21 protein-coding genes and 1 pseudogene are annotated in these 21,863 nt (G+C 70.6%); 6 read left to right on the forward strand and 16 right to left on the reverse strand.

Annotated features, from left to right (window positions below):
* Positions 1-37 precede the first annotated feature (37 nt).
* Together mqnC and AC5677_RS17530 are read right to left on the reverse strand one after the other, a co-directional pair.
* Positions 38-1,237, reverse strand: a complete 1,200-nt coding sequence (gene mqnC, locus AC5677_RS17525; protein ID WP_497195954.1) for a cyclic dehypoxanthinyl futalosine synthase — start codon at positions 1,235-1,237, stop codon at positions 38-40.
* 114 nt (positions 1,238-1,351) lie between these two features.
* On the reverse strand, positions 1,352-3,118 hold the full coding sequence (locus AC5677_RS17530) for a serine/threonine-protein kinase (RefSeq protein WP_497195955.1): 1,767 nt from the start codon (positions 3,116-3,118) through the stop codon (positions 1,352-1,354).
* A gap of 168 nt (positions 3,119-3,286) precedes the next feature.
* Between AC5677_RS17530 and AC5677_RS17535 the strand changes: the two genes are divergently transcribed.
* Entirely contained in the window at positions 3,287-4,366 is a 1,080-nt protein-coding gene (locus tag AC5677_RS17535; protein ID WP_497195956.1) for an alpha/beta hydrolase, read from the forward strand.
* On the opposite strand, the gene AC5677_RS17540 is transcribed toward AC5677_RS17535, so the two are convergent.
* A complete protein-coding gene (locus AC5677_RS17540; RefSeq protein ID WP_497195957.1) occupies positions 4,363-5,253 on the reverse strand; it encodes a menaquinone biosynthetic enzyme MqnA/MqnD family protein in 891 nt (296 codons plus the stop codon). The genes AC5677_RS17535 and AC5677_RS17540 overlap by 4 nt on opposite strands.
* A 251-nt stretch (positions 5,254-5,504) precedes the next feature.
* Here AC5677_RS17540 and AC5677_RS17545 point away from each other — a divergent pair, with 251 nt between their 5' ends.
* Positions 5,505-5,708, forward strand: coding sequence for a cold-shock protein (locus tag AC5677_RS17545; protein ID WP_003984261.1), 204 nt, complete (start codon positions 5,505-5,507; stop codon positions 5,706-5,708).
* A gap of 402 nt (positions 5,709-6,110) precedes the next feature.
* Here the strand turns inward: AC5677_RS17545 and AC5677_RS17550 are convergent.
* The 5 genes and pseudogenes from AC5677_RS17550 to AC5677_RS17570 form a co-directional block, all read right to left on the reverse strand.
* Positions 6,111-6,455, reverse strand: a pseudogene (locus AC5677_RS17550) (hypothetical protein); the annotation flags it as partial.
* Positions 6,456-6,463: 8 nt separating this feature from the next.
* Positions 6,464-7,159 carry an SMI1/KNR4 family protein gene (locus tag AC5677_RS17555; RefSeq protein WP_497195958.1) on the reverse strand — a complete coding sequence of 232 codons (696 nt, stop codon included), beginning with the start codon at positions 7,157-7,159 and terminating at the stop codon, positions 6,464-6,466.
* 256 nt (positions 7,160-7,415) lie between these two features.
* A complete protein-coding gene (locus AC5677_RS17560) occupies positions 7,416-7,805 on the reverse strand; it encodes a hypothetical protein (RefSeq protein ID WP_497195959.1) in 390 nt (129 codons plus the stop codon).
* A 78-nt stretch (positions 7,806-7,883) separates the two neighbouring features.
* Complete coding sequence (locus AC5677_RS17565) at positions 7,884-8,108, reverse strand: DUF397 domain-containing protein (protein WP_497195960.1); 225 nt, start codon at positions 8,106-8,108, stop codon at positions 7,884-7,886.
* Positions 8,089-8,943, reverse strand: a complete 855-nt coding sequence (locus AC5677_RS17570; protein ID WP_497195961.1) for a helix-turn-helix domain-containing protein — start codon at positions 8,941-8,943, stop codon at positions 8,089-8,091. Before AC5677_RS17570 ends, AC5677_RS17565 begins: the two co-directional genes overlap by 20 nt.
* Before the next feature lie 110 nt (positions 8,944-9,053).
* Here AC5677_RS17570 and AC5677_RS17575 point away from each other — a divergent pair, with 110 nt between their 5' ends.
* A complete protein-coding gene (locus tag AC5677_RS17575) occupies positions 9,054-9,272 on the forward strand; it encodes a hypothetical protein (RefSeq protein ID WP_497195962.1) in 219 nt (72 codons plus the stop codon).
* A 706-nt stretch (positions 9,273-9,978) separates the two neighbouring features.
* Here the strand turns inward: AC5677_RS17575 and AC5677_RS17580 are convergent.
* Positions 9,979-11,184 (reverse strand): serine hydrolase domain-containing protein, encoded by a 1,206-nt coding sequence (locus AC5677_RS17580; protein ID WP_497195963.1) that lies wholly within the window; start codon positions 11,182-11,184, stop codon positions 9,979-9,981.
* A 276-nt stretch (positions 11,185-11,460) separates the two neighbouring features.
* A complete protein-coding gene (locus tag AC5677_RS17585; protein WP_497195964.1) occupies positions 11,461-13,392 on the reverse strand; it encodes an AMP-dependent synthetase/ligase in 1,932 nt (643 codons plus the stop codon).
* Between the two features lie 507 nt (positions 13,393-13,899).
* On the opposite strand from AC5677_RS17585, the gene AC5677_RS17590 reads away from it, so the two are divergent.
* On the forward strand, positions 13,900-14,775 hold the full coding sequence (locus tag AC5677_RS17590; RefSeq protein ID WP_497196661.1) for a MaoC/PaaZ C-terminal domain-containing protein: 876 nt from the start codon (positions 13,900-13,902) through the stop codon (positions 14,773-14,775).
* A gap of 102 nt (positions 14,776-14,877) precedes the next feature.
* On the opposite strand, the gene AC5677_RS17595 is transcribed toward AC5677_RS17590, so the two are convergent.
* A complete protein-coding gene (locus tag AC5677_RS17595) occupies positions 14,878-15,546 on the reverse strand; it encodes a TetR/AcrR family transcriptional regulator (protein ID WP_497195965.1) in 669 nt (222 codons plus the stop codon).
* A 257-nt stretch (positions 15,547-15,803) separates the two neighbouring features.
* Here AC5677_RS17595 and AC5677_RS17600 point away from each other — a divergent pair, with 257 nt between their 5' ends.
* Together AC5677_RS17600 and AC5677_RS17605 are read left to right on the forward strand one after the other, a co-directional pair.
* Positions 15,804-16,685: an alpha/beta fold hydrolase gene (locus AC5677_RS17600; protein WP_497195966.1), complete on the forward strand. Its 882-nt coding sequence runs from the start codon at positions 15,804-15,806 to the stop codon at positions 16,683-16,685.
* Positions 16,686-16,950: 265 nt separating this feature from the next.
* A complete protein-coding gene (locus AC5677_RS17605; RefSeq protein WP_497195967.1) occupies positions 16,951-17,199 on the forward strand; it encodes a hypothetical protein in 249 nt (82 codons plus the stop codon).
* Positions 17,200-17,289: 90 nt separating this feature from the next.
* Here AC5677_RS17605 and AC5677_RS17610 read toward each other — a convergent pair whose 3' ends face one another.
* The 5 genes from AC5677_RS17610 to AC5677_RS17630 form a co-directional block, all read right to left on the reverse strand.
* Positions 17,290-17,694 carry a hypothetical protein gene (locus AC5677_RS17610; protein ID WP_497195968.1) on the reverse strand — a complete coding sequence of 135 codons (405 nt, stop codon included), beginning with the start codon at positions 17,692-17,694 and terminating at the stop codon, positions 17,290-17,292.
* A gap of 341 nt (positions 17,695-18,035) precedes the next feature.
* On the reverse strand, positions 18,036-18,554 hold the full coding sequence (locus tag AC5677_RS17615) for an alpha/beta hydrolase (protein ID WP_497196662.1): 519 nt from the start codon (positions 18,552-18,554) through the stop codon (positions 18,036-18,038).
* Between the two features lie 30 nt (positions 18,555-18,584).
* Entirely contained in the window at positions 18,585-19,520 is a 936-nt protein-coding gene (locus tag AC5677_RS17620; RefSeq protein WP_497195969.1) for a hypothetical protein, read from the reverse strand.
* Positions 19,517-19,873 (reverse strand): PadR family transcriptional regulator, encoded by a 357-nt coding sequence (locus tag AC5677_RS17625; protein ID WP_497195970.1) that lies wholly within the window; start codon positions 19,871-19,873, stop codon positions 19,517-19,519. Before AC5677_RS17625 ends, AC5677_RS17620 begins: the two co-directional genes overlap by 4 nt.
* A 318-nt stretch (positions 19,874-20,191) precedes the next feature.
* Positions 20,192-21,187 carry a DMT family transporter gene (locus AC5677_RS17630; RefSeq protein WP_497196663.1) on the reverse strand — a complete coding sequence of 332 codons (996 nt, stop codon included), beginning with the start codon at positions 21,185-21,187 and terminating at the stop codon, positions 20,192-20,194.
* Positions 21,188-21,863: the final 676 nt, after the last annotated feature.

The raw sequence follows: 21,863 nt of genomic DNA on the forward strand, positions 1-21,863 counted from the left end.
GGAAGCTCAGTTGATCAGGACGCTCGGTCCGGGCGCGTCAGTTGGCCTCGACGAGCTTCAGCTCCGGGTGCGCCGTCCCGCCCTCGATGGCCGTCGACGACAGATGCGAGACCACCCGCTCGTCGACCGGGTCGTTCGCCGGGTCGTCGTGGACCACGATGTGCTCGTAGGTCGTGGTGCGCTGCGCCGGGACGCGGTCCGCCGTGCGGATCATGTCGATCATCTCGCGCAGGTTGGAGCGGTGCTTGGCGCCCGCCGAGGAGACGACGTTCTCCTCCAGCATGATCGAGCCCAGGTCGTCCGCGCCGTAGTGCAGGGTCAGCTGGCCGATCTCCTTGCCCGTGGTGAGCCACGAGCCCTGGATGTGGGCGACGTTGTCGAGGAAGATCCGGGCGATGGCGATCATCCGCAGGTACTCGAAGAGGGTGGCCTGCGTCTGGCCCTTGAGGTGGTTGTTCTCGGGCTGGTAGGTGTACGGGATGAAGGCGCGGAAGCCGCCCGTACGGTCCTGGACGTCCCGGATCATCCGCAGGTGCTCGATGCGCTCGGCGTTGGTCTCGCCGGTGCCCATCAGCATCGTGGACGTCGACTCCACGCCCAGGTTGTGCGCCGCCTCCATGATCTCCAGCCAGCGCTCGCCGGACTCCTTCAGCGGCGCGATGGCCTTACGGGGGCGGGCGGGCAGCAGCTCGGCGCCCGCGCCCGCGAAGGAGTCCAGCCCCGCGGCGTGAATGCGCGAGATCGCCTCCTCGACGGGCACCTTGGAGATCCGCGCCATGTGCTCGACCTCGGACGCGCCGAGGGAGTGGATCACCAGCTGCGGGTAGGCCTTCTTGATGGCCGAGAAGTGCTCTTCGTAGTACTCGACGCCGTAGTCGGGGTGGTGGCCGCCCTGGAACATGATCTGGGTGCCGCCCAGTTCGACGGTCTCCGCGCAGCGGCGCAGGATGTCGTCGAGGTCGCGGGTCCAGCCCTTGGCGGTGTCCTTGGGCGCGGCGTAGAAGGCGCAGAACTTGCAGGCCGTCACGCAGACGTTGGTGTAGTTGATGTTGCGCTCGATGATGTACGTCGCGATGTGCTCGGTGCCGGCGTAGCGGCGGCGGCGCACGGCGTCGGCGGCCTTGCCCAGTGCGTGCAGCGGCGCGGAGCGGTACAGGTCGAGGGCTTCCTCCGGCGTGATGCGGCCGCCCTGCGCGGCGCGGTCGAGTACGGACTGGAGGTCGGCGTTCTCGGTCACCGGGCGTTCCTTTCGCGGGCTGGCATCACGACTGACCCAGCGTACGTCAGGGGTCCGACAGCCTCGCTGGCGGCCGGACGGGGAGCCGGCCACACGTCGTCCCCGGCCGCCGCGTCACGGCCCGGACACCCGGGTCAGTGTCGCCCCCGGCGTCCCGCCCGCGTCGTCGTCCGAGGCGAATTCGAGCGTGCGGCCGTCCTTGCCGAGCGTGTAGGTGACACGGGATTTGTTGCCCGTACAGCCCGGTCCCTGCTTGCCGTCCGGGCGCTCCATGAGGACCAGTTTGTCCTTGGTGGCCGACTCCAGCTTCGCCTTGGCGTCGCACTGCACCAGCACCACGTCGTACACGGTGTGGATGACGTAGTCCCCCTTGCCGCCGGGCTTGATGACGCTGGTCATCTTGCCGTTGGGCATACCGCGGGCCGTCGTCACACTGCCGGTCCAGGTGCCGAGGAAGCCCTTGGCGACGGCCGGGCCGCCGGATGCGTCGCCCGGGGTGGAGGGCCCGGCCGTCGGCGTTCCCTTGGACGACGGTTCGGCCCCGGCCATGTCCCTGTTCCCGGAGATGCCCGGCAGCAGACCGAACACGAACGTCGCGGTCGTCACGGCGGCCAGCGCACCGGCCACCGACAGCACCAGCGCGCAGCTCACCCGGCGCGGCCGCCCCTTGCCGCCGACCTCCCCGCGCAGCGCGATCCGGCGCTCCTTGGAGGCGGTGGGCGACGGATCCGCGGTCGGGGCGTCGGCGACCGCCGCCCCGGCGACCGGCCAGGGGGCCGCGGGCGGGCCGGGCGGCCGGCCCGGCGCACCGGGGGCCTGCGTGGGCGCGCCACCGGCACCGGGGCCGGTGGCCACCGCCTCGAACGGCACCAGGCCGGAGGGCTGCCCGTACGAGGGATCCGCCCCCGCCCCGTACGAAGGGTCCGGCGGCCCGAACGCCCCACTCGGCGCGGCCGCATCCGGAGCGGCCGCGCCGGCCTCCAGATTCAGCAGCTCCACCGCCCGGCGGCTGACCTGCTCCACGACCGCGCCCGGCAGCCATCCGGCGCGCACCAGTCCGGCGGCCCCGCCGCTCCCCTCCCCCGCGAGCCGGGCCGCGAGCGCCTCCGGGGCGGGCCGCTCCGCGGGGTCCTTGACCAGGCAGGACGCCACCAACTCCCGCAGCTCACCGGTGAGCTGGGAACCCAGCTCCGGCTCCTCGTGCACCACCTTGTAGAGCAGCGCGGCCGACGAGTCCCCGGAGAAGGGGCTGACCCCGGTCGCCGCGTAGGCCAGCACCGCCCCCAGCGAGAAGACGTCCGCGGCCCCCGTCGCGCCCTTCCCCACGATCTGCTCGGGCGCCATGTATCCGGGCGATCCGACCGAGACCCCGGTGGAGGTCAGCGAGGCCGTCGCCTCCGTGGCGCGGGCGATCCCGAAGTCGATCAGCAGCGGCCCGTCGAGGGTCAGCAGCACATTGGACGGCTTGACGTCCCGGTGCACCAGCCCGAGCGCGTGGACGGCGACGAGCGCCTCGGCCAGCCCCGCCCCCAGGGCCCGTACGGAGTGCTCCGCCAGCGGCCCGACATCGGTGACGGCCTGCGCGAGCGAGGGGCCCGCGACGTATCCGGTGGCGATCCAGGGAACGGACGCGTCCGGGTCGGCATCCAGGACCGGCGGGGTCCAGGCGCCGCCCACCCGTCGCGCCGACTCGATCTCCCGCCGGAAGCGCGCCCGGAACTGGTCGTCGACCGCGAACTGCGCATGGACGACCTTCACCGCGACCGTCCGGCCGCCCTCGCTGCGCCCGAGGTAGACCCGCCCCATGCCGCCGGCGCCGAGCCGGCCCAGCAGCCGGTATCCGCCCAGGACGCGTGGATCGTCCGCCGCCAGCGGCTCCATGGCTTGCCCTCCCCCTGCGTATGGCGCCCTTCAGCTTATGACCCATGTCATGCGTGGTCACCGGAAACCCCCACTCCACTTTCCGCATCAAACAGGGCGTAAGTCACCTCAACTCCCCCACCTGCCCCATCTGCCCCACGCGGCAGCGCGACCGTCCGGAGTACGTCCGTGCACTCCCCGCACCCCTCGCACCCCTCGCCCCCCTCGCACCGCCCGCACCGAAGGCGGCCGCTCCTCACCGGCGCCGTCATCGCGGCCGTCGGCCTCGCCGCGCTCCTCCCCGTACTGATCCACCTCGGTGCGTTCTCCGACGAGGGCGAGCCGCTGTCCTTCGACGCCGCCGACCGGCCCGCCCCGGCATCCGCGCCCGCCGACCCCACGGTCCGCATGCCCACCGGCCCCCGGTCGGAATTCCGCACGGCCAACACCCTCGACGACGGCACCAAGATCGGCGTCACGACGCTGCACGGCAAGAAATCCGGCGTCACCGGCAAGGTCTGGGTCTGGGCGCCCAAGGAGTACTACGAGGACCGCTACCGCAACAGCGCCTTCCCGGTGCTGATCGCCCTTCCCGGCGGCCCCGGCTACCCCATGAACTACTGGATGGGCACCGACCTGAAACTCCAGAGCACCATCAGCGACATGGTGACGGCGGGCCGGAGCAGACCCTTCCTCGTCGTCATGCCCGTCCTGAACCCGGACGCCGACCACTACTACGACGGCAGCGACATACCCGGGCAGCCGAAAATGGGCACCTGGATGTCCGACGACGTCCCCGACCTGGTCAGGGCCAACTTCCGGACCTACGCCGACCGCGCCGGCTGGGCCTTCATGGGCTCCTCGTCCGGCGGTTTCGTCGGCCTCAAGCAGGTCCTCCAGCACCCGGACCGCTTCGCGGCGGTCATCGCCTCCGGCCCGGACACCCGCCCGGACTCCCCCCTCTGGCGCGGCCACGAGAAGGAGATGCGGGCCAACGACCCCGAGCGCCTGGCCGAGCGGCTCGCCGCCCGCCCCGGCGCTCCCCCGGTCCGTATCGAGTTCCAGATCGGCACCGAGGAAGGCGGCCGCGCCGCTCTCGAACGCTTCGTCCGGAAGTACGGAGAGGGAACGGGCCCGATCACGGCCCGTCTCCACGTCATCCAGGGTGGCGGCCACGACGCCAAGAGCTACGTCCAGGGCATGCGGGAAGCCACCCTGGAGGCGATCAGCAAGGTGCTGCGCGGGCCCACACCGGCGTCCGGGAGCTAGCTCCCCAGCAGTTCGACCTTCACATCGGCCGCGAATCCGGTCGTCGGCCCGACCCGCCGCGCGAATTCCGTCACGCCGCGCAGCTGGTCGGCCCCGAACCGGAAGTCCAGCGTCGTGAAGTAGCGCTCCAGCACCGGCTCGTCGAAGGTCTCCCAGCGGGCGGCCTGCTCGGCGACCTTGCCGACCTCCTCCAGCGACAGATCGCGCGAGGCCAGGAACGCCTCGTGCACCTTCTGTACGACGAGGGGCTCGCGCTCCAGGTAGTCGCGCCGGGTCGCCCAGACGGCGAAGACGAACGGCAGCCCCGTCCAGTCCTTCCACATCTGCCCGAGGTCGTGCACCTCGAGGCCGAGCCGGGGCGCGTCGTGCAGATTGGCGCGCAGCGCGGCATCGCCGATCAGCACCGCGGCGTCCGCCTCCTGCATCATCAGGCCGAGGTCGGGCGGGCAGCTGTAGTACTCGGGCCGCACGCCGATCTTCTCGGCCAGCAGCAGCTGGGCCAGCCGTACGGAGGTCCGCGAGGTCGACCCGAGGGCGACCCGGGCGCCGTCCAGCTTCTCCAGCGGCTTTTGGGAGACGATCACGCAGGACATCACGGGCCCGTCGCACCCGACGGCAAGATCGGGGAACGCGACAAGATCATCGGCGGCCCGCAGGAACTCCACGAGAGTCACCGGCGCGATGTCCAGCTCACCGCGGACCAGCTGCTCGCTGAGCTTCTCCGGGGTGTCCTTGGTGAGGTCCAGGTCGAGCAGGGTGCCCGTACGGGCAAGGCCCCAGTAGAGGGGCAGGCAGTTCAGGAACTGGATGTGGCCCACCCGCGGCCGGCTCCGACGGTAGTCGGCCGGTGCGCCTGCGGGTGCGTCTCCAAAGGTTGAATTGTCCACATGCCGGAGGCTAGACCCGCCTCCCTCGGGGCAACGCGGCGGGGGCTCCGTATGGCCGCGACGGCCCCCCGGTAAACGTGATCTTTGGCTCTTCCGCCTCACGAGCGCACCGTGCTAGGCTCAGCGCAAGTTGCAGTTTGGTTTCCCTTGCAGTACAGAGCCTGCGGAGCATGTGACCCGCAGGCTTTTGTAGTTTTCAGACTTGTTTGCAGGTTCTGGAGCAGGGCAACCCTTTGGCCCAAGGAGGGCTTATGGCTACCGGAACCGTCAAGTGGTTCAACGCTGAAAAGGGCTTCGGCTTCATCGCCCAGGACGGCGGCGGCCCGGATGTCTTCGTCCACTACTCGGCGATCAACGCCTCTGGTTTCCGCTCCCTCGAGGAGAACCAGCAGGTCAACTTCGACGTCACGCAGGGTCCGAAGGGCCCGCAGGCGGAGAACGTTACGCCGGTCTGAGTTGCCCGGTCCGACCTTTAATCGTTAGGTCGACTTAGCAAAACCCAAGGAGCCCCGCTCCTCCACTTCGGTGGGGAGAGGGGCTCCTGCCTTTTCCCGTGCGCCCCTGCGCCACGACGCCGCCGCACCACCGCGCCCCTGCGGGCACCGGCCGCACGAATTCCCCCGCCGCCCGGAAGAACGGACCGGAAGAAGAGGGCCGAGAAGGGCCCGGGAAGGGGGCGGGAAGGGGAAGAGAAGGGGACGAGAAGGGGACGAGAAGGGGACGAGAAGGCGGCGGCAAGGGAAACAAGAAGGGAACCCGTACGCACGCCACGGCAAACCGGAAAACACCCAGTCGGCATTTCCCAGGAGCAGCGCAGCGCGTCGCGGCGCGGAGCGTATCGCCCCGCCCACCCGCCACTACTCCCCCGGCGGCCATCCCAGCTGCAGCAACGGCGTGCCCCGCTTACGCGAAACGAAACGACCGCGGCCCGTGGGCATGGGCCGGGCGCGGGTGGTCCCGAGAATCACGGGTGGTCCCGGGAATGTCGTCTTCATGAGGGTCGCCCGAGAGAATCAGCCCCTGGGCCCCGAGTTCCTCAATCTGCTGGAGGAATGGTGCGAACAGGGCCCGGGAAACCCCGGCGGTGGTGCGGGCGACGAGGAAGTGGAATCCGGCATCCCGGATGAACGGGAGAACGCGAGAACGCGAGAACAGGAGCTGTCGGTGAGGACGGAGAGCGGATTGCCGGCCGACGAGGCGATATCGGCAGTCAGCCGTCGGTGGTGAACCGTTGGCGGGGTGGGGGTTCTGTTGTCTCGTCCCAGGCCTTCCGCTCCGCGTGGTCGAGCCAGTTCAGGTACCACTCGGCGAACGGCGGGGGTCCCGTTTCGCCCCGTAGTCCGACCGGGACCACGCCCTCGCCGACGGCCGTTACGTCTTCCCACACGGTGCCGCGATGGGGGCCTGTGACCACCAGGACGTAGTAGTACGAGCAGCCCTGGTCGCTGATGCAGAGGGTGCCCTCGGTCAGGGCGGCGCGCAGCTCGTCGTCCCGGGCGTCCCAGGCCGCGTATGCGGCGGCGAAGACCTCGTCGTCCGGGTGGTCGGTCCGCCGGGGCTCCGCGCACTGGTGCTCGTCGTGCTCGGCGGTGAGCTCGGGGCGGAAGGGCAGCGCGCAGTGACCGGTGGCGGGCGGGGTGTCGGGGCCGGGCGGCTTCATCGGGAAGAGCCCGTAACCGGGGCCCGCGCCGCCCGCCCCCACCTCCAGGAGGAACATGCGGTACTCCTCGGGCAGTTCGGTCCCGAGCCGCCGCTCCACCGCGCGCAATTGCTCCTCGGTGAGGACGGGCAGCAGCTCGAAATGGTGGCCGCTGTTGCCCCATTCGGCGCCGAACACCGTCCACCCGCGCGGCGCCTTCCGCAGCGCGAGCACGCGCTCGCGCACCCCTGCCCAGGTCCCGCCCATCGCTCCCCCACCCCCGGAATTCCGTGCGTGCCCTCCGGCACCTTAAGCGGCAGGGTTCGGCCGGCCGCACCGGAGGAGACCTACCGGACCTCGGCCATCGTGCCGCTGACGATGCGGAGCGTGTTGGCGGTGATGGCTGGCGGTGGTGGTGGTGATTGCGTTGGTGCCCATTTCGCTGTTTCCCCCGTGAAGTTCATGAGCTTCGCGATGTTCTCGACGGTAACGCGAGGGTCTGACAACGGTCCGGGAACGGGGCTCAGGCGCCGGCGTCCAGCGCCGCGGAGAGGGCCCTCGCTTCGGCATGCAGGCGGTCGACGTCGACCTCGGGGCAGCAGACCTCCAGCCCCACGTCCGTCCAGGGCCGCGGACCAGGAAAGTGGACGCACACCTGGAAGTGCAGGTATGGAGTGAGCCCGTCGAACGGGTCCCGACCGACCGTCAGCTCGGCGAACCACGTGTCGTCCGCAGGGTCCGCGAACTCCAACACCCGCTCGTACGGCTCGGCCGCCGTCAGCATGTCCAGCACCGCCTGGACGAATGCTCTGACGTGCGCGGCGTCGTCAAACCACACCACATGGCCGCCGCCCATCGAGCTGGCCGCGTACAGCTGCCACCGTCGCCCGGCCTCACCCTGCTCGTACAGCACACCGAGGGTCGAAACGCGATTCCCCGGCGGTTCCTACCACGCGTAGGTGAAGGGCTCCTCGTACGACATGCCGCGAGGCTAGGCGGTGGCAGTGAAGGTCTCGTCCTTGACGGCCGTGACAAAACGGCGCCAGGCGGCGGCCGGGATGATGACGGTCGGGCCGTGGGGAGCGGTCTTGGTGTCGCGGACGGGGACGAGGCCGGGGAGGTCGTCAGCCACCTCGACGCAGTCGCCGCCGTCTCCGTTGGTGTAGCTGCTCGTACGCCAGACGGCGGCGCTCAAGTCAATCTGGTTGCTTGCCATTTCGGTAATCCTCTGCCGCTGCCTCGATCATGGCCAGGGACACCTCAGGCGGCAGTGCGGCGGCCCTGAGCCGATCGTATGCCTTGTGGTACTGGTGCACGAGCGCTGGATCGTCGATGGTGACGCCGCTGTACGAAGACTCCGTGTAGACCAGGGGCGGCGCGTCGGGGAAGGTCATGATCTTGGCCATGCCGAGCATCAGCGGATACGGCCCGCCATTCCACGGAACGACCTGCGTAACGATCCGACGGCGTCGCACCAACGCCACGATACGGTCCAGCTGTTCGGCCATGTCCTCTGACGGCAGGATGGGGTAGCGCAACAGCGACTGGTGCAGGATCGCCCAGTACTCCGGCTTCTTGTGGTCGTCCTCGAAGAGGCGTGCTCGCGCCAGCCGTGCGTTGACCTTCTCCGCCACCTCCTCGTCGGACGCCTGTGGATGGGCCGCCAGGACCACCGTCCGCGCGCACGCTGCGGTCTGCAGCAGACCGGGAATGAGCGTGGGGCACCACTCCTCAATGGCCTCCGCGTGCTTCTCCGCCTCCAAGACCTTCTCGAAGTACTTGGCGTGGCCGGCCATCCGCGCCTTCCGCACGTCCTCACAACGCCGCTCGAAGAACCCGTCGGTCTTCAGCACCCGGTCCACATGGACAGCCATATCCAACGGCATGCGCCGCTGCCCGCGTTCGATCTCGCTGAGGTAGCTCGGTGAGTAGTAGATGCCGTCGACGGTCGCCTGGAGGGTGAGGCCCGCGTTCTCCCGCTTCCAGCGCAGCTCGGAGCCGTAGAAGGCCGGGACGCTGGTGGATCCGTCAACTTCTTTGCGTGCAGGCATTTTTCACCGTTTCACAGGTCGCGCCGTCGCCTTGAATCCCTTTCCACGCTACGCCGCACCACGTCATTCTGTAAGCGGATCGTCACGATGCGCACAGGGAGCTAACGCCCATGCTCAACCACAGCCACCACCACGACGACAACGTGGACGACTGCACCGAAGCCCTCCGCGCCGCGCTCGCGGCCAACGGGATCACCCTGCCGTCACTCGGGATCGAGCTGCCGGCCTACGCGGGCAACTACCGGCTCTCGCTCATCGCGCTCGGGAACTGCAACACCGCCACGGCCCGCAAGCTGACGGCTGCGCTCCGTAAGGCGGCCGCGCAATGAAAGGCCCCGTGCCACCTCCCCCACAGAGGTGACACGGGGGTTCCAGTCTGACGCGCCGAGCGCCCCGGCTCCAGAGCAGGGCCGCTTCTTTCACGCGACATCCGGAAATCACCCCCGCGACCGTGCGACCGGTCCGGGGGCATGGCCATCAACCCCCTGGAGGCTGACAAGCATGTCTGACCTTATCCGAATGATGTTGCTGATGGTACTGAGTTGGTTACTTCCGGCACGTGGACAGCGCCGGGCAGCACGCGGCGGCGCCCCGTACACCGGTCCGCGCCACGCCGCCCCCTCGGTGCCCCCGGTACGCAGATTCCGCCGCCCCGCCGAGGTCCCGCTGCGCGGCGAGGACAGTTGCCTGGTCAGGCCGTACCTGCTGGCCGGCGAGGAGTGGCGGCAGCGGCGGGCACAACGGGGGCGGCGGGATCCCTGGTTCGCCGTCGATGGTGTCGATGGCGTCGGGATCGGGCCGCGGTGGATCCACGGGGTGGAGGTGCCGACTCGGTGAGCGAGAAGGCGCCGGAGAAAAGGCCCCTGGAACCGCAGGAACCGGATGGTGACGGGCGGCGCGCGGCGTTGCAGGAGAGCCTGCGCCGGCTGAACCGGTGGTCGTCCGGCGGAGGCGGGCGGCGGTGAGGCGAGGGGCGGTCGGGCGAGGGGCGCAGATGCCGTGTCCGTCGGCGTACGACACCGGCACCGGCACCGGCTACGGCTGGCGCGTGGGCAGCGCGAACGCTGCCGTCACTATGCGCTGGGCGACGGGGTTCATCTCCTCGCCCTTGGCATCGGTGGCGTTGATCGAGTAGACGAGGGTCCGGGACAGGTCCTTGGTCGCGGCTATGAGCGTGTTGTAGCCGGGGCGGGCACCGGACTTCGCCCAGATGATCTTTCCTCCGCCGGCGTCGAAGCGCTGGAGTCCGGCGCTCATCGAGGCGCCCTTGATGTGCGGGACCGTGAACATCTCCCGCTCCAGAAGCGGCTGTGGGACGATCTTTCCGCGGAAGAGCGCGAAGAGGAATTTCTCCAGGTCGGCGGTGGTGGAGATCATGTCGCCTGCCGCCCAGCGGTCGGACATGTTCCACTCCGTCGCGTCCGCGACCCGGCCGTCCACCAGCTTCTGGTAGCCGCGGTTGTGCGGGCCGTGGATCCGTGGGTCGGGGCCGCCGGGGAACGAGGTGTGCCGCATGCCGGTCGGGCGGAAGATGCGCACCGCGGCCTGGTGCTCGTACGAGTCACCGGTGACCTTCTCGATCAGCATGCCGAGGACGGTGTAGTCGATGTTGTCGTAGCGCTGCTTCTTGCCCGGCCCTTCCCCGTCGCCGCGGTAGGGGCCCTTGGCGACGGAGGACGCGACAACGGCTTCCGGGGTCAGGGTCTTGAAGCGGTTCTCGTAACCCGCGCCGTTCTCCGGGCCGAGGGACGCACCGGGCTGGAGTCCGCTGGTGAAGGTGAGCAACTGCCGGACGGTGATGGGCTGGAAGGCGTCGGTCAGCAGACCGGGCAGATAGTGCTGCACCGTCCCGTTGAGGTCGATCTTTCCCTCGGCGGCGAGTTGGAGTACGAGGGCCGAGGTGACCACCTTGGTGGTGGAGCCCGCGCGGAAGCGGGCGTTCTCCACGGCCTTGCGGTGGGTGCGGAGGTCGTGGACGCCGACGCTTCCGTGCCAGCTGCCCTTGCCGCCGACGCGCACGAGGGCTGCGGTGGCGTCCTTGTCAGGGAGGCCGCGGAGGGCCTTTTCCAGGGCCGGGACGTTCGGACCGGCGGCTGGTGTGGCCTGCGTGTGGGGCGTTGTCGTGCCGGTGTTGGTGGCGGATGTGGCGGCCAGGGCGGGGGCCGACGCGGCGGCGGACAGGGTGAGGACGAGGGCGGCGGCGAGGGCCGTATGGATGGGGCGGCGGCTGCGGAAGGGCAAGACGTACTCCGTGGGGTGAACGACCGGTTCGTGCGGTTTCTATGCTGCGGAGCGCAGCCTCGCCGCGGATCACCACAAGGGAGGGTGTTCGACCCTGAGGTCTCCCTGATGAGAAACGGGTCAACTGGGGGCAACGGCTCAGGGATTCATCAGGGGCGCGTCGGCCATTCGTCAGGGGCGTGTCGAGGGCGCGTCAGGTTTGCCCCGGGGTGGACCGACCGGATGGCTGAGCCGATCCACCGGTCGGACCACCGGTCGGACGACCGGAGCCAGAGGTCAACGCGCCTCGTACAGCCCGTCGATCTCGTGCGCGAAGTCGCGGGCGACCGCCGCCCGTCGCAGCTTCAGCGACGGTGTGAGATGGCCGGTCTGCTCCGTGAATTCGACCGGGAGCACGGCGAAGCGGCGGATGGACTCGGCGCGGGACACGAGGCTGTTCGCGTCGTCGACGGCGTGCTGGAGGTCGGCCAGGAGGCGCTCGTCGTGGACGAGTTCGGGGAGCGGGGTGTCCCGTTTCTTGGTCATCTGGCGCCAGTGGGAGAGGCCGTCGGGGTCGAGGGTGATCAGGGCGGTGACGTAGGGGCGGTTGTCGCCGAGGACGATGCACTGACCGATGAGGGGGTGTGAGCGGAGGCGGTCCTCCAGCGGGGCGGGGGCGATGTTCTTGCCGCCCGTCGTCACGATGATCTCCTTCTTGCGGCCGGTGATCGTCAGATAGCCGTCCGCGTCGAGGGCTCCCAGGTCGCCGGTGGGCAGCCAGCCGTCCTGATCGGTGACCGGGACGGCCGTGCCGGTGGCCGCGTCCCAGTAGCCGGTGAAGACATGGCCGCCCCGGAGGAGGATCTCGCCGTCGTCGGCGATCCGGACCGCGCCCCCGGGGAGCGGCCAGCCGACCGTGCCGATACGGGGGCGGAGGGGCGGGGTGACGGTCGCGGCGGCGGTGGTCTCCGTCAGGCCGTATCCCTCGAAGATCTCGATGCCGGCGCCGGAGTAGAAGGCGGCGAGGCGGTGGCCCAATGGCGAGCCGCCGCAGATGGCGTAGCGGACCTTGCCGCCCAGGGCGGACCGGATGCGGCGGTAGACGAGGGGGTCGTAGAGCTTGCGGGCGGCTTTGAGGGCGAGACCGGGGCCGGGGCCGGTGCCGTGTTCCTGGGCCTCGACGGCCTCGCCGTAGGAGCGGGCTATGCGGGCCGCGCGGTCGAAGGAGGCGGCGCGGCCCATCTTCTCGGCGGTGGCGCGGCCGGTGTTGAAGACCTTCTCCAGGACGTAGGGGATGGCCAGGAGGAACGTCGGCCGGAAGGCCGCGAGGTCCGCCAGCAGGTCGTCGGTCTGGATGCTGGGGGCGTGGCCGAGGCGGACGCGGGCGCGGAGACAGCCGATGGCGACCATGCGGCCGAAGACGTGGGAGAGGGGGAGGAAGAGGAGGGTGGCGGCGGGTTCGGCGCTGACGGACTTGAAGACCGGGTGGAGGAGTTCGACGGAGTTGTCGACCTCGGCGAAGAAGTTGGCGTGGGTGAGCGCGCAGCCCTTCGGGCGGCCGGTGGTGCCGGAGGTGTAGATGAGGGTGGCGAGGGAGGCGGGGCCGACGGTGGCGCGCCGCTCGTCGACGACCTCGTCCGGGAGGTCGCGCCCGGCGGAGACGAGCTGGGAGACGGCACCCGTATTGAACTGCCAGAGGTGGTCGAGGGTGGGGAGTTCGGCGCGGATGCCGCTGATCAGGCGGGTTTCGTCGACGTTCTCGACGACGCAGGCGCGGGCGGCGGAGTCGTGCAGGATCCACCGGGCCTGGTGGGCGGAGGAGGTCGGGTAGAGGGGGACGGTGACCAGGCCGGCGGCCCAGGCGGCGAAGTCGATCAGGGTCCACTCGTAGGTCGTACGGGCCATGATCGCGAGCCGGTCGCCGGGGCAAAGGCCGTGCGCGATAAGGCCCTTGGCCACCGCCCGGACCTCGGTGGCGAATTCCGCGGCGGTGATGTCGCGCCAGGCGCCGCTCGGCTGCTTCCGGGCCAGGACGACGTCGGCGGGGGCCTCGGCGGCGTTGGTGAAGGGGATGTCGCCCAGGGAGCCGGTGGGGACGGGCGGGGCGAGGGCGGGGACGAAGACCTCGCGGACGGTGCCGTCGAGGAGGGTCTTCTGCGGCGCTGTGAGGGTGGGGGCGGGGGTGTCGGCGGTGGTCGTTCCGGGGGCGGCGCTTTCCTGGCTGAACACGGGCGGCTCCTCAATTCTTCCGCGAAATCGGGGCGAGTTGGCGGCGCGTTCTTGCTGAGGGGGCGCGTGGGGGGGCTCACGAAGCTGAGGGCTAAGGGATGTGCGCTGAGGGGTCGGGCGTGAGGGGTCGGGCGTGAGGGGTGAGGGGTGAGGGGTGAGGGGTGAGAGTTGCGGGCCAGGCCGGGGGGCGGGCGGGTGAGCGGGTGACGGGGGATGCGGCTGCCGCCTAGGGGTGTAACACCCCTGATGTGTAAGCAAGTTGGATCTTCGGACGTCGGCCCGCAGCCGGTCCCGCCCTCGGCACGTCGGCAGCGTTCACCCTCGACCAACCCCTGACCCGCCGGTAACCTTACTTCGAAGTAAATTTACGCGAGGACCAGGAGTTGGCCAATGCCCGATCGCCACCTTCGCCGCACCAATTCCGGCCCCGCCCGCCTCCTCGCCCGTCACCTCGCCCGTCGCCTCCGCCCGCCGCAGCCCACCCTGCTGCGCCGGGCCCCGCGCCTGATGCCCGCCCTGGGCAAGGGCGTACTGACCGGCATCGGCAAACGCCCGCATCCGGACGCCGCACTGCCACCCACCCGCCTGATCCTGCCCGCCGCCCGGATCGACCCGGCAAAGGTCGCCGCATACGCCCAGGTCTGCGGGTTTCCCACCACCGGACCGCTGCCGCTCACCTACCCGCACATCCTCGGCTTCCCGCTCGCCGCCCGCCTGATGAGCGCCCGCGCCTTCCCGTTGCCGCTGCTCGGGCTGGTGCATACGACCCTTGAGATCGAGCAGTACGCGGCGCTGGATGTCGGCGACGTGCTCGAACTGTCCGTGTACGCCGAAGGGTTGCGCGCCCATCGACGCGGCACCGAAGTCGTGATGACGACGGAGGTACGGCGCGCGGGGCGACTGGTGTGGGCGGACCGCAGCGGCTATCTGGCGCGGCACCGCGTCGCAGACGAGCGGCGGGGCGCAGACGAACGCCGGGCTTCAGACGGACACCAAGGAGCAGGGGACCCGTCCGGCCGCCCCGAGGCCGACCACCCCCTCCCCCTACGGACCGAATGGCCGCTCCCCGCCGACCTCGGCCGCCGCCACGCGGCCGTCTCAGGGGACTACAACCCCATCCACCTCCACCCGCTCACCGCCCGCCCGCTCGGCTTCCGCCGCGCCATCGCGCACGGCATGTGGACGGCGGCCCGCTGCGCCGCGGAGGCCGTACCCGCCGGGGCCCAATCCGTACGCCTCACGGCCACATTCCACGCCCCGGTGCTGCTGCCCGCCACCGTCTCGTACGCGCAGCAGGCCGCGGGGGACGGCGCGGGCTGCGCCTTCGAACTGCGGGACGGGACGGCCGGGCGGGTCCATCTCTCCGGAAAGGTGACCGTCTAAAAGGTGATCGCCTGAAGGTGACCGTCTAACTGGCGCCTGCCCGTCGGGGGCGCGCCCGCAACGGACGCGCCCGTCGGGCGAGGCGGCGGCGGGCCGCCCGCGTCAGCTCTCCGGAGCCCAGCGCTCGCCGGCCATCATGCGCCCCAGCCCGGCCCAGGCGAAGTGCATCAGCGTGGCCGCCGTGTCCTTCGCCGCCGGGCGCTCCCGTTCCCCCGGCGCGCCGTCATCCGTATGGACGTTGGCCCACTCCGCGAGCGACTCGGCCGCGCCGACCAGCGCATGCGCGAGGCCGGCCACCTCGCGGTCGGCCAGTTCCCCGACGCAGCCCGCCTCCTTGGCGGCCGCGCCGATCAGTCCCGTAACGAACGCCACGATCTCGGCCCGCATCGCGGCCACTTCCGGCGCGAACGGCTCACCGTACATACGGGCCTGCTGATGCAGCACCGCCCACCCCTCCGGATGCGCGGCGGTGTGCGCGAAGAACGCCTTCAGCCCGCTCCACAGCTGCCGGTCGGCCGGCGCCTCCGGCTCGACGGCCGCCGTCACGGCCTCCACCAGCGCCGCCGACTCCCGCCGGATGACCGCGCCGAACAGCTCGTCCTTGGAATGCAGATAGAGATAGACCAGCGGCTTGGAGACCCCGGCGGCCTCGGCGATCTCGTCCATCGAAGCCGCCCGGTAGCCGCGCCGGGCGAACGTGCGTACCGCCGCATCCAGCATCTCCCGCTCCCGGATCGCCCGCGGAACCCGCTTGCTCTTCACAGCGCCCACGCTGAATGCCCTTCCATCCCGCCCCTTTTACCGCAAAGTAAGTTTACGATCTTCGCCCTCCACTCCCCGTTCCTTGACACGATCACCGCAAGACGAGACGATACGTCTCGTCGCGCTTCGATCGCCTCATCGCGCATCACTCACCGCGCCCCACCCATCGCGCCCCATCCACCTCACTTCCTTCATCACGCCATCTCACCCATCAGCCCCCTCACCTCCCCGCCCTTCCCCTCCACCCCCTACGAACAGGACCCGACATGCAGCAGTTCATCGACGCCTCCACCCCCGGCATCCGCCTGTGGGCCGAGCAGCGCGGGCCCGCGGACGCACCCCCCTTGCTGCTGGTCATGGGCGCCCAGGCGAGCGGCGTCGGCTGGCCCGACCCCCTGGTGGACGCGCTTGCCGCACACCACCGGGTCATCCGCTACGACCACCGCGACACCGGCCGCTCCAGCTGGCCGTTCGAGGAGCAGCCGTATCGCATCGCCGACCTCGCCGCGGACGTGGTCGCCGTCCTGGACGGACTCGACATCGAGCGGGCGCACATCGTCGGGCTCTCCCTCGGCGGCATGCTGGCCCAGTTGGCCATCGCCGACCACCCCGACCGATGGATCAGCGCCACCCTCATGGGCACCAGCTCCCTCAGCACCACCCCCTACACCCGCCCCGACGGCACCGCGGTCCCGGTCGACGAGCTGCCCGGGATTTCGCCGGAGGTCCTGGAGCTGTGGGCCCGCCCGGTCGAGGACCACGGGTTGACGGCCGAAGTGGAACGCCGTGTCGCACACTGGCGGGTACTCGCCGGTGACCAGCTCCCCTTCGACGCCGACCACTTCCGCGCCCTTGAGCGACGCATCATCGACCACACCGGCCACTACCGCGTCAGCACCGCACACGGCCGCGCCGACCACAACGACCTGCTCCGCACCGACGAGCTCGCCAAGAACCAGGTCCCCGCCCTCGTCATCGCCGCGCCCGCCGAGCCGGTCTTCCCGCCCCCGCACCCCCAGCACCTCGCCCAGACCGTCGGCAACTCCCGCCTCGTCGAGATCCCGGGCATGGGCCACGCCCTCCCGCCGGCCGTCCACGCCCCACTGGCCGACGCGATCCTCGCGCATACGGGAGCGATGGCGCCGTGACACCGCACCGGACGAAGCGGACGGGTCGACTCGACGACGCGGAAGGGTCAACTCGCTGGCACGGTAAGCCTGTTGCCCCGACGACGAAGTGACGCATACGCGCAGCACCGCCATGCCGTCAGGGGGATTCCCGGCAGCAGGAATTCGCGAGGAAGGAGGGCCCGGCGCGCCGCCAAGCGATTATGGGATATTTCGCTTTAATATTTGATACCTGTACGGAGTCGATCAATTACCGATCGCATCCGATCGATCTACCGGAGATGAAATGCGCAAGTTTGGCAGGACCGCCGTCACGGTCGCCGCTCTCGGCAGCGTCGCCCTCCTTGGCGCCGGCACCGCACACGCCTACGGCGAGAAGGGCGGCGACACGTGGAACGTCAGATCGGGCAGCTCGTGCCGGTCGCACGATCTGAACGTCGACGCCCTCGGCGCGATCGGGGTCGGCAGTGGTGCGCAGCTCACCGCGCTGGGTTCGAGCATGGGGTGCAACAACTTCATCGGCCCCGTCAAGTAAGCGGCCGCGCCATGCGGTGAGTTGACGCCCCGCAGCGCGACGGCCCCGGCGCCGGGCCTGCAAGTCGGACGCCGGGACCGATTCCCGCCACTAGCCGATGCTGTTGTTGCACCCCACGGACGAGCCGATCGCGGTGTGCTGCGATCCCGGGTGACCCTCGCCGCCGCCCAGGTTGCCCGCCAGGCCGTTCGCGATGCCGACCTCGCCGAGCACGTCGACGTTCACGTCCTCGGATCTGCAGGACGAGCCCTGACGGATGTCGATCTTGGATCCGGCCGACTTGCCGTGGCCGTAGCCGCCGGACTTGCCGTAGCTGTCGCCGTCCGACTTGCCGTAGCTGTCGTCGCTCGACTTGCCGTAGTTGTCGTCGCTCGACTTGCTCTGCTGGGTGTAGTCGTCACCCATGCCGCCGCCGGCGTAGGCGGGGCCGACGCCGAGGAGCCCGACGCTGCCGAGGACGGCGACGACGACGGCAGCCTTGCGAAGCTTGTTCATTTCTTCTCCCTGAAGTGGATGGATGCGATCTGTAACAGATCAACTTCATACAGTTACGGGAGGGTAATATGAAAGCTCCAGCAGTCAATTAGCGACGCGCCGATTCCTGCCCCGCCGCCACGAACGGGCGCCGACGCGGAATTGCCCCCGCTCCCCCTTCCGTCATGGAAGCCGAGCGCACGAATGCGCCCCGACCGTTTCGTCCAGGTCGGGGCGCATCCGCGACCGACCGGCCACGTTCACCGTCGCCCGGAGCGCGCCGACCGCAGCGCCGGAGTTGAGCGCTCCGGTCCATCGCTCCGGCGCTCCGGTCCATCGCGCCGACATTCCGGTCCATCGCTTCAGGGAAGGAACTTCACCTCCGGGAAGGCCGGGCTCGGGCCGTCGAGCAGGTGGCCCCGGTGGCGTAGTTGCAGGTCGAAGAAAGCGCGCGGGTACGCCTGTTGGATCCGCACCGCCCGAACCGGATCGAGGGTGCCGACCCAGCCCCGAAGCTCCTCGTCGCTCATCCCGGCCGCCTTCGCCAGCTGCGGGATCAGCACCTGGTTGTCGCCGTACGACGAGTGGACCGCGCCCTCGGCCTGAACGTTGAGCCGCCATCCCCGAAGACGCGACCAGAACTCGGCGACGCTCGGCTCCTTGGCCCGCGTCAACTCGGCGGTCATCATCATGAACGGCCGGTCCAGCTCGGTGGTGACCGCCGGTTGCATCGGGCCGTCGAGGCTCAGCCCGGCCCGGACCCGCCGGTCCTCGCTCATGACGAGAGTGGTCGCCGTCCCGCCCTTCGACCAGCCGAACATGCCGATGCGGCGCAGGTCGACGGCGCCCCTCAGCCCGGCCGGCAGCGGCCCCGGGCCGATACGGCGTGCCGCCCCGGGCCCCGGAGTTGGCTATGCCGCGCTCGGCGGGGCTTTCTCCGGGTGGCGCCGGCGCGCGCGGAGGAAGGGTGCCGCGCTGCCGAGCAGGACCAGGAGCAGGGCGACCGCGCCGGCGGGGGTGAGCGGGTGCAGCAGCGGCACCGTTGCCTGGAGCGCGCTGGGGAACACGGCCAACGCCAGGCCCGCGGCGACCAACCGGCCACGCGTACTGAAGAGCAGGGCGATCGCGAGGGCCCCGGCCCAGAGCGCCTGGGTGGTGCGGGGGCCGCCCAGCGGCTGGGGGTAGTACATGTTGACGAGCTGTGCCCCCAGCAGGAGGACGGCCAGGACGGTGGTGCCCGCGATCGCGGCGCGCTGCGACGGGGAGGAGCCGAGCAGGTCCCTGGGGGCCGCGAGGATGACGGCGCCGGTGAGCAGCGGCACGGCCAGGTTCAACGCGGCGCCCGTGTAGGTGCCGTGGACGTCGCGAGCGAGCAGGAGCAGCGGGACGTCGGCCATCCGCAGCACCGTCGCCGGCACGACCAGTGCACGGGCCGCGGTCCAGCGCCCGGACCAGACGGCCGCGAGCGTCAACAGCCAGAGCAGCGGCACGAGGACCTGGTTGGCCAGGACGAGCGCACCCGGAAGCGACGACGCCGGCAGGGTCCGGCTGCCGGGCGCGGAAAGCCACAGCAGGTTGGCGACGCCGACGCCTGTCGCGACGGCGACGGTGAGCGGGGCCGCCTGCGCCAGGACTCGGCCCGCGGTCCGGTCGGAGCCCAGGCCGGTACGCCGGCGCAGGCCGTGGCCGGCGACGTCGAGTGCCTCGCGCAGCCGACCGAGCGGGCCGGCGTCCTGCGTCGCCTGGGTGTAGATGGCGGTCAACTCGGCTGCGTGCTCGGCCCGGTAGGCGGCCGGATGCAGGCGCAGCGCCCAGCGGAGGGCCCGTGAGCCGTCCTGCTGCGTCATGCCGGAGCCCCCTTCGTACGGAGGGTGTGGGAGCGACGGACGGCCATCCGGCGTTCCGCCTCGGCGACGACGGCGCGCAGCCGCTCCGTCTCGGCGGCCAGCACGGACCGGCCGGCCTCGGCGAGGGCGTAGACCTTTCGCGCCCGGCCGTCCACGATCTCCTCGCGCTCGACCCGGATCAGGCCCTGCTGAAGCAGCCGGTCCAGCGCGCCGTAGAGGGTGCCGGTGCGCATCCGCACGCGGCCCTGGGAGATCGCGTCGATCTCCTGGATCAGTCCATAACCGTGCCTGGGCTCGTCGGCCAGGGCGGTGAGCAGGAGCAGCGTCGGCTCCTGAAGCGGTCGATCACTCATGCCACCTATATATATCGGCGACCGACATATGATGTCGAGCGATTCGTCAGTTCTGGCGCGGGGAAGTCCCATCCGCCGCCCGGGGATCCGACCGGCTGCGCCTCGGCGCCGGACGCGTCGACGACGACGTACGACGGCCCCCACCCCCCGGGCACGCCCCGGCGACCGGCCCAGGGCTTGAGCCCCGGCCCAGCAGACACAGAGGTGCCCCGACCTTGCGGAAAGAAAGGTCGGGGCACCTCCCCGCGTGGCGTCCGAGGCCGAGCGTGGCCCACAAGCGTCGTCCGCGCCGCGCCGCGGCGCCGGCGCGACAGCCGCCTACCCCGCAGAATCCGCCGACACGTCGGGCTCCGCAGCCGCGCGGCTCCGTCGCGGGTCCTCCAGGACCTGCCCCTGTGCCTGCCCTTGCGCCTTCCCCCGTATCCGCGACACCGCGACCCCGGACAGGCAGAGGATGCCGCCGAGGAGCGTCAGCCAGCCGGGTACCTCACCCAGGAACAGCCACGACATGAAGACGACGAGCACCGGTACCGCGTAGGTCGTGGCACCCATCTTCCCGGCGGTCGTACGCGACAGCGCGTAGGCCCACGTCGTGAAGGCAAGGGCCGTCGGAAAGACGCCCAGGTACACCATCTGCAACGTCGCCGACACCGGAGCCCGGCTCACCTGCGACACCAACTGGCCGGCGAACGGCAGGCATGCCACCGCGCCGGCGAGCGCACCGAACGTCGTGACCTGCATCGGTGTGGCGTGCTTCAACGTCGGCTTCTGCACCACCACACCCACCGCGTACACCACCGCCGCGAACAGGCACAGCAGTACACCGGCAAGAGACGATTCGCCGCCGCCGGACATGGACAGTCCGACCACCACGGCCCCGGCGAACGACACCGCCACGCCCGCCATCAGCCTGGGCGGGAAGCCCTCCTTCAGCAGCCACCCGCCCAGGATCGCCATCAGGATCGGCCCGACATTGACGATCAGGGAAGCCGTTCCGGCGTCCACATGGTGCTCACCCCAGTTCAACGCGACCGTGTACGCGCCGAACCACAGGACTCCTGAGGCGATGATGCCGGGCCAGGCCTCGCGGGGCGGGAATCCACCACGCCTCGCCAGCAGGATCGCGCTCAACACGACAGACGCCACCGCGAGCCTGCCGAAGGCGAGCGCGCCCGGCCCGAAATGCGCACCGGAGCTGCGGATTGCGATGAACGAGGATGCCCACAGGAGCACGGTGACGGAGGCTGCGGCAAGCGCGCGGCCGTCCGCCCTGCTCACCGACCCGCTGTCGCCATCCGCCGCTGTTGTTCCCATCCGCCGGATCACGATCGCGCCCTCCAGAGCCCTCTGTGTGCACCCTGCGCGCGCACCTGAGCTGCAAGCCTGCAAGAGCCGCTGCCCTGGCGACAACCGGATAACGGTGCTTTGCAGGTCCGCCGCCTCGAGCAGCACACACCTGGCTGGACCCCACGGAGGAGACGGTCTCGGCGATCCACTTCCTTCGATGGATCCTCGGTCGTTCCGGGGGTCGATGCCCCAAGATCCGGCGGGGCAACAGAGTGGAGGGCGCAGGTGATCACGGCGCCCGGGGGGACATCCGCCGGCGCGGGGTTCGCGCTGGCGGCGGTGCTGTCGCCGGTGACCCACGCGGCCGACCGTTCCCCGGCCCCCAAGGTGCAGGGGGAGAGGGTGAGCGCCTTCGAGCATGCCCAGACCTACAGGAGGCCACCACCCATTCCCCGAAGGTGGGCAACGGCATACGGAAGGGCGAGAGCGCCCCGGTCATCTGCATGTCCACGACCGGGTGGTACAAGATCGCCGACGCGGGCCGGAATCCCATCTGGGCGCAAGCGCAGCACTTCAACTCCGTGGTCCATATGCCGAAGTGCTGACCACCTGACCAGTGCCCTCGCGCTCCGTACGGGGCGCGAGGGCACTGTCCGTGTGCGGCTCGGCCGCGCGGGCGCGACCAGCACGCGGAGCGCCCGGC

This window comes from Streptomyces sp. JLSY215 (genome assembly GCF_059682825.1).

Excerpts from the sequence above, each read along its gene's own strand:
- AC5677_RS17605 (WP_497195967.1), top strand. The coding sequence starts at position 16,951 with ATGCGCAAGTTTGGCAGGACCGCCGTCACGGTCGCCGCTCTCGGCAGC.
- AC5677_RS17575 (WP_497195962.1), top strand. The coding sequence starts at position 9,054 with ATGCTCAACCACAGCCACCACCACGACGACAACGTGGACGACTGCACC.
- AC5677_RS17625 (WP_497195970.1), bottom strand. The coding sequence starts at position 19,873 with ATGAGTGATCGACCGCTTCAGGAGCCGACGCTGCTCCTGCTCACCGCC.
- AC5677_RS17570 (WP_497195961.1), bottom strand. The coding sequence starts at position 8,943 with ATGCCTGCACGCAAAGAAGTTGACGGATCCACCAGCGTCCCGGCCTTC.
- AC5677_RS17620 (WP_497195969.1), bottom strand. The coding sequence starts at position 19,520 with ATGACGCAGCAGGACGGCTCACGGGCCCTCCGCTGGGCGCTGCGCCTG.
- AC5677_RS17600 (WP_497195966.1), top strand. The coding sequence starts at position 15,804 with ATGCAGCAGTTCATCGACGCCTCCACCCCCGGCATCCGCCTGTGGGCC.
- AC5677_RS17590 (WP_497196661.1), top strand. The coding sequence starts at position 13,900 with ATGCCCGCCCTGGGCAAGGGCGTACTGACCGGCATCGGCAAACGCCCG.
- AC5677_RS17565 (WP_497195960.1), bottom strand. The coding sequence starts at position 8,108 with ATGGCAAGCAACCAGATTGACTTGAGCGCCGCCGTCTGGCGTACGAGC.
- AC5677_RS17545 (WP_003984261.1), top strand. The coding sequence starts at position 5,505 with ATGGCTACCGGAACCGTCAAGTGGTTCAACGCTGAAAAGGGCTTCGGC.
- AC5677_RS17610 (WP_497195968.1), bottom strand. The coding sequence starts at position 17,694 with ATGAACAAGCTTCGCAAGGCTGCCGTCGTCGTCGCCGTCCTCGGCAGC.
- AC5677_RS17555 (WP_497195958.1), bottom strand. The coding sequence starts at position 7,159 with ATGGGCGGGACCTGGGCAGGGGTGCGCGAGCGCGTGCTCGCGCTGCGG.
- AC5677_RS17630 (WP_497196663.1), bottom strand. The coding sequence starts at position 21,187 with ATGGGAACAACAGCGGCGGATGGCGACAGCGGGTCGGTGAGCAGGGCG.
- AC5677_RS17530 (WP_497195955.1), bottom strand. The coding sequence starts at position 3,118 with ATGGAGCCGCTGGCGGCGGACGATCCACGCGTCCTGGGCGGATACCGG.